Genomic DNA, 10,865 nt, shown 5'->3' on the forward strand with positions numbered 1-10,865 from the left:
AACAGGTTATACCGTTGGTACAACAGCACCCGTCGTAGGAACTATTAACGACGACGATACTGCCAGCATTACCGTAACCGTAAGTCCAAGCAGCGTAGATGAAGACGGTACAACCAACCTAGTCTATACCTTCACTCGCAGTTATCCTGGTGGTACAAGCCAGTCTTTAGGTAATGTCTTAACAGTCAACTATAGCATTGGTGGTACAGCCAATAGTGATGACTACACAGGAGCAACACCGGGAACAGGTAAAACCATCACCTTTGCTGCGGGTGCAACTACAGCTACTTTAATCATAGACCCCAAAGCAGATGACAACTACGAAGGTAATGAGACAGTTGTTGTCACCTTAGCTAGTGGAACAGGTTACACCGTTGATACACCAGAACCCGTCATAGGAACTATTGTTGACACCGACAGTCCAATTTTATCATTCAGTGGGGTTAACAACAATAACATTTTTGTTGAAGGCTTCAATAATAATGCTGTAATAGTCGTAGACCTTATCGGTCGTAATGGACAACTCGTCACTAGTAAAGACGACATCACCTTCTATTACACCACCAGTCCGACAGGTACAGTTTCCGCAATAGAGGACGTTGATTATAATAATAGTTCAGGAACGGTGACTATCCTCGCCGGCACTTCCTCCGGCATTATCCGTATCCCCATTCTCAATGACAACATCAATGAACCCGATGAATCCTTCTTAGTAAAACTTTCCAATGCAACTAATGCTACTATCGATACAGGTTTAACCGATGATGGCATAGAAGTCGTTATTACTGATACATTGCCAAGTTCAGTGACCCGTACCTTACCTGGCCTCGTAGAGAACCTCACACTCATCGGCACTGGTAATATCAATGGTACAGGTAACGCAGGTAATAACGTCATCACTGGTAATAGTGGCAACAACATCCTTACTGGTCTAGCAGGAAACGATACTTATGTCTTTAGTGTTGCCAATGCTTTGGGAGCAGATACCATTGTGGAAGCAGCAACCGGGGGTATTGATACTATTGACTTTAGTGATCCTAGGACTAATATTGCTGTTCCGATAAATATTAACTTGGGCATCACCACACAGCAATCGGTAACGGTCAATAATAGTAACCTCAAACTCACTTTTTCTGCCGGAAATGTCATTGAAAATGCGATTGGTGGAGCGGGAAATGACCTGATCACTGGTAATGCCTTAAATAATTTGTTACAGGGCGGTAGTGGTAATGACCGACTGAGCGGACAGGACGGAAATGATATTCTCATGGGAGGACTTGGCACTGATAATCTCAATGGAGGAAATGGTAATGATACTTTGTGGGGAGGGGGTAATTCTGGATCAAATTTTGATGTTTCCCTAATTGATAATCTCAATGGAGGACAGGGTCAGGATACATTTTGGTTCAAGAGAGATTACTCTTCTTCTTCTTCTCCCTCATTAGGTCTTTCTTCAATCGAGGATTTTGTCAAAGGAGAAGATAAAATAGCATTAAGTAAGGCTAGTTTCAATGCTATTAGTGTTGACAGTGGGGATCTGTCTGCGACTGATTTTGCCCAAGTTACTGATGATGCTTTAGCAACTTTTAGTAATGCCCGCATTGTTTATAGCCAAAGCACTGGTTATGTCTTCTATAACTCCAACGGAAGTGCTGCGGGTGGAGAATCTCGGTTTGCCAAAGTTGATCCTGGTATCACTCTTGACAGCAATGATTTTACTGTCATTGGTACCCAGTCAAGTTCAGTGGACTACGTTTTAAGTGACCTGTACGAGAATTTTAATCTCACCGGCACTGGCAATATCAATGGTACAGGTAACACAGGTAATAACGTCATCACTGGTAATAGTGGCAATAACATTCTGGACGGAGGAAGTGGTAGTGATACTCTCATAGGAGGAAGTGGTAATGATACTCTCATAGGAGGACTCGGTAATGATCAGTATCAGTTCAATGGAGTCTTCAACACTTTAGGTGTTGATTACATCACCAAGTTTGATGCGGGACAAATTAGTCAAGGACAAAATAGAGACAACATTGCATTGAGTAAAGCTACTTTCAGTGCCATTACTAATGCAGTGGGACAGGCTCTGACTGACTTTGTAGTGGTTGCTAACGATGCTTTAGTTGGTGCTAGTAATGCCCGCATTGTGTATAGCCAAGGCACTGGTAGTCTTTTCTATAACTCCAACGGATCTACTCCGGGTGGAGAATCTAAGTTTGCCGTTTTAAGTGATCCTACTATCACCCTTGTGAGTAGCGATTTTACTTTGATTGCCTAATACGCGCTCAATTGAGATTTTATATCCTTACTTCCTAGTAGTTTGGATTTGACACAAATCAAAATCAGGTTCCCCTAATTCTTCAGCAATAGAGAATTAGGGGAATATTTTTTCAAGTTTCCCCCCTGAATTACTCATTTTCTGGAAATTGCCCATACTTTCCATCTCAGCCGCGATAAAATTCTCAAACACAGTATCGCAGATTATCTATGATAGAACCCGACTGGAAAACCGTCAAAACCTACGAAGACATTATCTACCAAAAAACTGACGGTATTGCTAAAATCACCATTAACCGTCCCCACAAACGTAACGCATTCCGCCCCAAAACCGTCTTTGAACTATACGAGGCTTTTTGGGACGCTAAAGAAGATACTAATATTGGTGTAGTTTTATTTACGGGTGCAGGACCTCATACAGACGGTAAATACGCTTTCTGTTCAGGAGGAGATCAAAGTGTCCGGGGACAAGCAGGTTACTTAGATGATGTTGGTATTCCCCGCTTAAACGTTTTAGACTTGCAACGTCTCATTCGTTCCATGCCTAAAGTTGTCATTGCCCTAGTCGCCGGTTATGCTATTGGTGGGGGTCATGTTCTGCATTTAATTTGTGATTTAACTATTGCAGCCGATAACGCCATTTTCGGACAAACAGGACCTAAAGTAGGCAGTTTTGACGGTGGTTTTGGTGCGAGTTATTTAGCGCGAATAGTAGGACAAAAAAAAGCGCGAGAAATATGGTTTCTTTGTCGTCAGTATAACGCTCAACAGGCTTTAGAAATGGGCTTAGTTAATACTGTTGTCCCCCTAGAACAACTAGAGACAGAAGGGGTACAATGGGCGCAAGAAATCCTCGAAAAAAGCCCTATAGCCATTCGTTGTCTCAAATCAGCATTTAACGCCGACTGCGACGGACAAGCCGGTTTACAAGAACTTGCCGGTAATGCCACTCTTCTTTATTATATGACGGAAGAAGGAGCCGAAGGAAAACAAGCTTTTTTGGAAAAACGTCCCCCTAACTTTCGAGAATTTCCCTGGTTGCCTTAAAGCTTAAAAATATATCAGTCCCTAAGACCGTGATAACATCAGTAGTGTTTTACTTCCTGGAGACTTACGGAAAATATCTCTCGAACCCTCTTTCCTTCTCTTCCTTAGTTCCTTCGTGGTTGATTCTTTCCTGATTTTTATATACTAAAATCGCACCTGTCAGGAAGGTGCGATTTCTAAAGATTTCAAAATTGGAAACACTAATAAATTGCAAGTCAAATCTTATTAAGGTGGACAGAAAATTAATGACAATAATCGTACGCAATTAAATTATTACGTTCTGATTTGCTACCTCTTGCGTGGTATAAGTACGGGTCTCTTCAATACAATTAATTGTAAGATGATCTAACTCCGCTGCAAGAGTTTGAGAAGTTGAAAAAACAGGTCTTGGTACTGGTAAACTCCAAGCATCTTCTAGAGTTTCCCAAGAGGGTGCAAAAGCTGGTAACGCCAAAGGACAAGCTTTCCAAACACCTTGGACTGGTGCGGTCAACTTTTCACATATACCACCACGGCGACCCTGTGGCTGGTAATAACGACAATAACGACAAGTAGATGTTAAACGCTTAATTGCTTGATATGCCTTCATCTTCAGTACCATAGGACTAGCCAACATACTTATATATTTTCCTTGTTTACCAAAATAGGGATGAAGGGCAGGAAGTTATTATTGGATACGGGTTATAGCCATTATTATCAATAAATAAACTTTATTATGTCTTTAGATTCTTGTTATATTTGTAAATGATTCTTAGAGTGTCTACATACTCAATTTAAACTAAAACATATTAGGGATCAAGGTTAAAAGTCTGATTTTAGATTTATTCTGATTTTTTAAGTCTACTTTGGATAGATTTAAACTCAGTTTTTAGCATCTAGTTGAGTTCATTATTTACAATCAACTGACAATAATTCAATATCATAATCAAGGGCTGATTATTTACCTCAACCGCTTAGAACAGCACAGAGAACAAACATTCCAGCGTTCCAGTTCACCCGGTGGGCTAGGACATTGACATTCGGAACATAAAGGGAGATAATGCGATCGCTCCTGCATCATCCTAGCCCAATTCTCAAAAGTACCTAGAGCATTGTCAAGACTCAGTGTGACTGACTTCTCAGGAACTAGATCATCAGCAACATAACTGGGGTGTTCTGAAGCAGAAATAGTTATTTGTGTTTCCGTGGTTGGTAAACTCTTCCACCCCGCAGTCGAAAAGCGAATATCCACCAAAGATGTAGATAGCTTGTGGTTTAATTTGATGAGTATGGTTTTCCGTTCAAAGGTTAAATTTTGCGCCCAAGCAGCGCTAGACGTTGCTACCCAGACAACATCACGTTGAATTGACAGAGGACGAGTTTGTACCGCAACCTCAGCACCGACAATTTCCACCCAACAATTCAACAACCGGGGAAATAATTGTTCTTGCCATAGTGCTGACAGTTTAATACCTTCTAAAATATTATTAATTGATTTAAAAGACATATTTTGTCAGTATTTAAGAAATGCAAGTATTTATTCTATAATAAACATTATTTAACTATCCCATCTTACACTACCATGAATCAAAATCTCCCAGGATATTCCGCAAAATCCCCTCGATCATCAGTATTAAATCCCACCTTAGCTATAGCCTTAGCTAGTTTAGAATTCCAATTAGATCAAGAATTAACAAGATACAAAAGCAATCGCAATTTTACCACTCCGACAATATCATTAAATGTAAAAAATCGCACAGAATCTGAAGAAAAAATCATCTGTAATAATACTCAAATCTCCACAGTTAATCATTACCAGGAGCTTGTTAACCATGAAATAGAGAACAACTTAACTCCCACAAAATTGGAAAAATCTAGTAGTATAGTTAACACCAAAATTCAATCTACCCAACATGAAACTTTCCTTCTCACTCATATTCCCAAACAACCAGATAATTACTTAGAATCTAGTGAAGCACTATTGCGGAGTTTAATGGTACAAGAACCACAACACCCCAAAACTTTCACAACCAGCAGTTTCCGTAATTTTGTGTTATCCCCTTTAGGTATTGGTTCAATGCTGTCGCTATTATTGACAACCCTGACCTTGGGTTATCTAGTCCTAAACTCCAAAAATTTGTCTTTCAATTTTAGCAACTTATTTAACAGTAATTCGCCGCATACCACGAAAAATACTGAATTAATAGACCATAATTCCCAATCTACTACTAAACCAAAAACCACACTTGTACCCAAGTATCCTAATTTAGCGACTCAGGAATTTCGACAACTCAGAGATACCAAAGATATAGTAGATTTAACGCCAAAAGTCAAACCAACCCCGGAAATTACCAGCAACAATTCCCAAAATTAAGATACTATAGAAAATGTGGCCTTGCTGATAGCAATCTTTGCGTCTTGGCAGGAAACATAATTTATATCGCCATTGTGCAGCATAATCCTGAAATTTGTCGCATTTCCACAAAAACCAGTCTCATAGTCCTGTAAATGGTCAAGGGAAAACCAATATGGAAATTATCAAGCGTATTCTGCGACTAATTCGTGCTGATTTTAATAGTCTAGTTAGCAATTCAGAAGATCCAGAAAAAATTCTGGAAAAAACTTTCGTAGAAATGCAAGATAATTTGGTACAATTACGTCAGGGTGTAGCTCAAGCGATCGCCACACAAAAGCGCACAGAACGCCAAGCAGCCGCAGCGGAGTCCCAAAGCGAAGAATGGTATCGTCGCGCTCAATTATCCCTCCAGCAGGGTAATGAATCTCTAGCACGGGAAGCCCTTACCAAACGTAAATTTTACCAAGAAACAGCCACAACCTTAATCAGCCAAATTAATCAGCAAAAAGATGTAGTGGCCAAGTTGAAGCAGGATATGCGGACTCTAGAATTAAAATTGGTTGAGGTAAAAACCAAAAAAGATATGTATATCGCTCGCGCAGGTTCGGCCGAAGCCTCCTATCGTCTTCAAGAAATGCTGAGTGGAGTTTCTCATCAATCTAGTTTAAGCGCATTTGAAAGAATAGAGGAAAAGATACTAAATATAGAAGCAAAATCAGAAATTATTAATCAATTGGGTGGTGATGATTTGGAAAAAAAAATTGCATCTTTAAATTCTCATAATCATATTGATACAGAACTAGCAGCCATGAAAAATTATATTCTCAATCAAGGAGAAAATCCGCAGCCAGATCATAATTTACCCAATTTACCCAAAACACCCGAACCATGAGTCAGACGGGTTAATATAGTCGTATATACTTGAATCAGGTACGAAAATTAGGAAAACCGCTATAGAGCAAACTTTATTTTACTCCTTTCCTTGTCTTCATTTCTCCTGACTTGTGCCTCCTGAATTTTTCTCTGTATGATAGGTTCATGATTCAGAATAGAAAAAAAGATCCAAACTAGAAATATCACATTGGTGTAAGTAGCTTTTAGCAAAAAAGCTAACTATTTAACCAAAAACCCAAACTTTGTAAGGAAAGATAAATTTATGGGATTATTTGATCGTCTTAAACGAGTTGTTGGTGCTAATCTCAATGATTTAGTCAGTAAAGCCGAAGATCCAGAAAAAATGCTCGAACAAGCCCTCTTAGAAATGCAAGAGGACATGGTGAAATTGCGTCAAGGGGTAGCTCAAGCCATAGCAGCCCAAAAACGTACAGAGAAACAGTACAATGAAGCTGTAAATGAAGTCAATAAATGGCAGCGTAACGCTCAATTGGCTCTGCAAAAAGGTGATGAAGACCTAGCCCGTCAAGCCTTAGAGCGCAAAAAAACATATAATGATACAAGTGTAGCTTTAAAAACTAGTCTAGATCAGCAGAACATTCAGGTGGAAGGTCTCAAAAAGAATTTAATTCAGTTAGAGAGCAAAATTTCCGAGGCCAAAACCAAGAAAGAAATGCTCAAAGCCCGAATTACCGCAGCCAAAGCCCAAGAACAATTGGGAAATATGGTGAGCGGAATGAGTACCAGCAGCGCCATGGCCGCTTTTGAGCGCATGGAAGAAAAAGTATTACTCCAAGAATCTCGCGCTCAGTCTACCGCAGAATTGATAAGTTCAGATTTAGAAAGCCAATTTGCAAAATTGGAATCTGGTAGTGATATTGATGATGAATTAGCGGCTTTGAAAGCATCTCTAGCACCAGCACCCGAACCAAAACTACTCAAACCAGAACAACCAACCAGTACAGCTAAATCGACTCAACCAGTTGATGCTGACTTAGAAGAACTTAAAAGACAATTAGATAAACTGTAGTTCTTGCAGATAATTTAATTCAGTTAATCCCACAAATATGTGGGATTTTACTTCATTTTTCCCAATGATTATGATAGATTACCAGATAAAAAGCTGATATAGTAAGCATTTTATAACTGCAAATTCTTCGACCGAGTAAAGCCTAAGTCCAAAACAGGATAACAACTAACCCTCAAATTGGGATAAAGTATTTTGTAAACGAATTTGATTAACTGATGCTACTTTATGGAGACTATTATGGGCAATAGTGTAATAAATATCACTGATGCTGAGTTTGAAAAAGAAGTTTTAAAGTCCGAACAGCCTGTATTAGTATATTTTTGGGCTTCCTGGTGTGGTCCTTGTCGCTTAATGTCACCATTGATTAATTTAGCCGCAACAACTTATAGCGATCGCCTAAAAATTGTTAAAATAGAAGCTGATCCTAATCCCGTGGCTGTCAAGCAATATCATGTAGAAGGCCTTCCTGCTCTCAGGTTAATGAAAGGAGAAGAAGTATTAGAATCTACCGAAGGAGTAATTGCTAAAGATAAATTACTCAGTCTTTTAGATAACCATTTACAGAGTAATTAGTGGTCAGTGAGTGATCAAAACTCTAGAGTTTCTGATCACATACTCATAACTAATAACCAATGATAAATAATTAAAATGCAATTTGCAACCAGGTTACAACCTTTAAAATCTAACGTATTTGCGGACATGGACGCAGCCAAGACCATAGCTTTGGCTGCGGGAAAGGAATTAATTGATTTGTCTTTAGGATCTTCAGATTTACCTACCCAGAATCATATCCTAGAAGCGATCGCTCAATCCCTCCATGAGCCTAGCACCCATGGTTATTTATTGTTTCGTGGTACTCAAAATTTTCGTCAAGCCGCAGCCCAATGGTATGAACAGAAATTCGGTATCCCAGTTAACCCAGAAACTGAAATTTTACCCCTAATTGGTTCTCAAGAAGGAACAGCCCATTTACCCTTAGCTATACTTAATCCCGGCGATTTTGCTCTATTATTAGATCCTGGTTATCCTTCCCATGCTGGTGGGGTATACTTGGCCAATGGTCAGATTTATCCCATGGCATTAAAACCAGAAAATAATTTTTTACCAGTTTTTAGTGATATTCCCGTCACTGTTTTAGCTCAGTCGCGGTTGATGGTTTTAAGCTATCCTCATAATCCTACCAGTGCGATCGCCCCTTTATCCTTTTTTCAAGAAGCTGTAGCCTTTTGTCAACACCATAACATTGTTTTAGTTCACGATTTCCCCTATGTAGATTTGGTTTTTACAGAAACCGAAACCCCCAATTTAAAATCCCCTGTTCCCTCAATTTTACAAGCTGACCCCGAAAAAAGCGTCTCTATTGAATTTTTTACCTTGTCTAAGTCTTATAATATGGGAGGTTTCCGCATTGGTTATGCAATTGGGAATCCAGAATTAATTCAAGCCCTAAAGCAAATCAAAGCCACCATTGATTTTAACCAATATTTGGGAATTTTGAACGGAGCGATCGCAGCCCTGACTGGACCGCAAAATGGTGTAAAATCAGCCTTAGCTATTTTTCGTCAACGTCGTGACACATTCATCAAAGCCTTACACAGCATAGGCTGGAACGTTCCCACACCACAAGCCACAATGTACATTTGGGCAAAATTACCTACACAATGGAGTCATAATTCCAGAGAATTTTGCACCGAATTAGTCAAAAAAATAGGTGTAGCAGCTTCTCCAGGTATCGGTTTTGGTAAATCTGGTGAAGGATACGTTCGCTTTGCATTAGTGCAAGAACCGGAAATTCTAGTAACCGCTGTAGAGAGAATTTCCAAGTTTATGAACTAAGATACAAACTTGTGCAAATTAAAAATCGCGTACTCTGCGCATTTGCGTATTTACGCAAAGTATAACTCACACCGCTATTATAGCATCCCATAATTTCTCAAATTCGCCCCATTGAAGCCGCACTTAAACCGTTTAAAAATCAAAAATTTTCATCTTGTGGGGTGGGCTTCTAGCCCGCCCGCGAAACAAAAACCTTGGTTCGTTTACCAGCAAAATCGCTGTAATCTGCACAAAAACCGTATAAAAATCAAAAATTTTCATCTTGTGGGGTGGGCTTCTAGCCCGCCCAAATCTATAATATAGATACAATAGCCGATTAAACCATTCTCATACTTAGATCCAACCATCTAGACTGAGTAATAGGCGCACTAGTAGAAATATAATCAACACCAGTTTCCGCCACAGCGCGAATAGTCTCTAAATTGACATTTCCCGAAGCCTCAATTTTCACCCGACTATCTTCCTGACGAATCAGCGACACAGCTTGACTCATCATTTCTAAAGGCATATTATCCAACATAATAATATCCGCTTTATACTCTAACGCTTCCCGTACCTGTGCCAAAGTTTCCGTTTCCACCTCAATTGTCAGAGGATAGGGAATGTGAGAACGAACACGGGTAATAGCCTCCCCAATTCCCCCAGCCGCTACAATATGATTATCCTTAATCATCACCGCATCATCCAAACCCATCCGGTGATTTATAGCACCACCTAAAGCAGTCGCGTACTTTTCCAAAATTCTCAACCCTGGTGTAGTTTTGCGCGTATCCACCAATTGAGCAGGTAAATCAGCTATTTTCTCCACATATACATTAGTTAAACTCGCAATTCCACTTAATCGCATGGTCAAATTTAAAGCCACTCTTTCCCCCATTAACAGAGCATCTAAGGGACCATCAATTTCCGCTATTACCTGTCCTGGTTCACATTTTGCCCCCTCAGCGGTAATATTTACAAAATTGACCTGATGATTCAAAAGCTGAAATACCCTGGCTGCAACCGGTAAACCAGCAATTATTCCCGGTGCTTTCGCTATCCACTTCGCTTCTTTGTCGGTGGGATTTTGGGATAATAGAGATTGAGTAGTACGATCACCTCTACCAATATCTTCCAGCAACCAACCTTGCAACAATTGATCCAGCACCAAAAACGGTGGTAGTACAGCCAAACTCTTCATATCATCCCTAATTCCTATATCCACTCAACACTATCAGCAATTCCGTTGATTAACCCCTTCCATAATAATTACCCAAAAAAATCCCCATCAACTCAGCTAAATCAAAAATACAACTGCTTGACCAAAAATCTGGGATACAAGCCCCGTCCTTTTAGGACGGCTTTGTGTTAAAAATTTGGTTATAGTCGCCTTATGGCATTGGGAGACTTTAAACGGACATGGAGGGACGATAAGACCACTTGTGGCGTGTTCCAGTGAAGTGT

General features: G+C 39.8%; 10 protein-coding genes. 7 read left to right on the forward strand and 3 right to left on the reverse strand.

Going from position 1 to position 10,865, the window contains the following annotated elements; translation table 11 throughout:
* The coding region (locus tag ACIR310F_RS25530) for a calcium-binding protein (protein WP_196803203.1) at positions 1-2,281 on the forward strand (2,281 nt) is incomplete at its 5' end.
* Positions 2,282-2,490: 209 nt separating this feature from the next.
* Entirely contained in the window at positions 2,491-3,327 is an 837-nt protein-coding gene (gene menB, locus ACIR310F_RS0111090) for a 1,4-dihydroxy-2-naphthoyl-CoA synthase (RefSeq protein WP_035367887.1), read from the forward strand.
* Positions 3,328-3,592: 265 nt separating this feature from the next.
* On the opposite strand, the gene ACIR310F_RS0111095 is transcribed toward menB, so the two are convergent.
* Both ACIR310F_RS0111095 and ACIR310F_RS0111100 read right to left on the reverse strand, forming a co-directional pair.
* The gene (locus ACIR310F_RS0111095; protein WP_231387493.1) at positions 3,593-3,943 is read right to left on the reverse strand and encodes a hypothetical protein; all 351 of its coding nucleotides are present in this window, start codon (positions 3,941-3,943) and stop codon (positions 3,593-3,595) included.
* Positions 3,944-4,267: 324 nt separating this feature from the next.
* On the reverse strand, positions 4,268-4,813 hold the full coding sequence (locus ACIR310F_RS0111100; RefSeq protein ID WP_028083890.1) for a DciA family protein: 546 nt from the start codon (positions 4,811-4,813) through the stop codon (positions 4,268-4,270).
* 75 nt (positions 4,814-4,888) lie between these two features.
* On the opposite strand from ACIR310F_RS0111100, the gene ACIR310F_RS22225 reads away from it, so the two are divergent.
* The 5 genes from ACIR310F_RS22225 to ACIR310F_RS0111125 all read left to right on the forward strand — a co-directional run bounded on the left by ACIR310F_RS22225 (position 4,889) and on the right by ACIR310F_RS0111125 (position 9,422).
* Complete coding sequence (locus ACIR310F_RS22225) at positions 4,889-5,680, forward strand: hypothetical protein (RefSeq protein WP_051289580.1); 792 nt, start codon at positions 4,889-4,891, stop codon at positions 5,678-5,680.
* 154 nt (positions 5,681-5,834) lie between these two features.
* The gene (locus tag ACIR310F_RS0111110) at positions 5,835-6,554 is read left to right on the forward strand and encodes a PspA/IM30 family protein (RefSeq protein WP_028083891.1); all 720 of its coding nucleotides are present in this window, start codon (positions 5,835-5,837) and stop codon (positions 6,552-6,554) included.
* A 264-nt stretch (positions 6,555-6,818) separates the two neighbouring features.
* Complete coding sequence (locus tag ACIR310F_RS0111115) at positions 6,819-7,586, forward strand: PspA/IM30 family protein (RefSeq protein WP_028083892.1); 768 nt, start codon at positions 6,819-6,821, stop codon at positions 7,584-7,586.
* 237 nt (positions 7,587-7,823) lie between these two features.
* Positions 7,824-8,159: a thioredoxin family protein gene (locus ACIR310F_RS0111120; RefSeq protein WP_028083893.1), complete on the forward strand. Its 336-nt coding sequence runs from the start codon at positions 7,824-7,826 to the stop codon at positions 8,157-8,159.
* A gap of 66 nt (positions 8,160-8,225) precedes the next feature.
* Positions 8,226-9,422 carry an LL-diaminopimelate aminotransferase gene (locus tag ACIR310F_RS0111125; RefSeq protein WP_028083894.1) on the forward strand — a complete coding sequence of 399 codons (1,197 nt, stop codon included), beginning with the start codon at positions 8,226-8,228 and terminating at the stop codon, positions 9,420-9,422.
* 316 nt (positions 9,423-9,738) lie between these two features.
* Here the strand turns inward: ACIR310F_RS0111125 and nadC are convergent, their stop codons facing one another.
* Positions 9,739-10,602, reverse strand: coding sequence for a carboxylating nicotinate-nucleotide diphosphorylase (gene nadC, locus ACIR310F_RS0111130; RefSeq protein ID WP_028083895.1), 864 nt, complete (start codon positions 10,600-10,602; stop codon positions 9,739-9,741).
* Between the last annotated feature and the right edge of the window lie 263 nt (positions 10,603-10,865).

Source organism: Dolichospermum circinale AWQC310F (assembly GCF_000426925.1).
GTDB classification, from domain to species: domain Bacteria; phylum Cyanobacteriota; class Cyanobacteriia; order Cyanobacteriales; family Nostocaceae; genus Dolichospermum; species Dolichospermum circinale.

Bases quoted from the DNA above. Each gene is read 5' to 3' on its own strand.
- ACIR310F_RS0111110 (WP_028083891.1), top strand. From the start codon at position 5,835: ATGGAAATTATCAAGCGTATTCTGCGACTAATTCGTGCTGATTTTAAT.
- ACIR310F_RS0111095 (WP_231387493.1), bottom strand. From the start codon at position 3,943: ATGTTGGCTAGTCCTATGGTACTGAAGATGAAGGCATATCAAGCAATT.
- ACIR310F_RS0111100 (WP_028083890.1), bottom strand. From the start codon at position 4,813: ATGTCTTTTAAATCAATTAATAATATTTTAGAAGGTATTAAACTGTCA.
- ACIR310F_RS0111120 (WP_028083893.1), top strand. From the start codon at position 7,824: ATGGGCAATAGTGTAATAAATATCACTGATGCTGAGTTTGAAAAAGAA.
- menB (WP_035367887.1), top strand. From the start codon at position 2,491: ATGATAGAACCCGACTGGAAAACCGTCAAAACCTACGAAGACATTATC.
- nadC (WP_028083895.1), bottom strand. From the start codon at position 10,602: ATGAAGAGTTTGGCTGTACTACCACCGTTTTTGGTGCTGGATCAATTG.
- ACIR310F_RS22225 (WP_051289580.1), top strand. From the start codon at position 4,889: ATGAATCAAAATCTCCCAGGATATTCCGCAAAATCCCCTCGATCATCA.
- ACIR310F_RS0111115 (WP_028083892.1), top strand. From the start codon at position 6,819: ATGGGATTATTTGATCGTCTTAAACGAGTTGTTGGTGCTAATCTCAAT.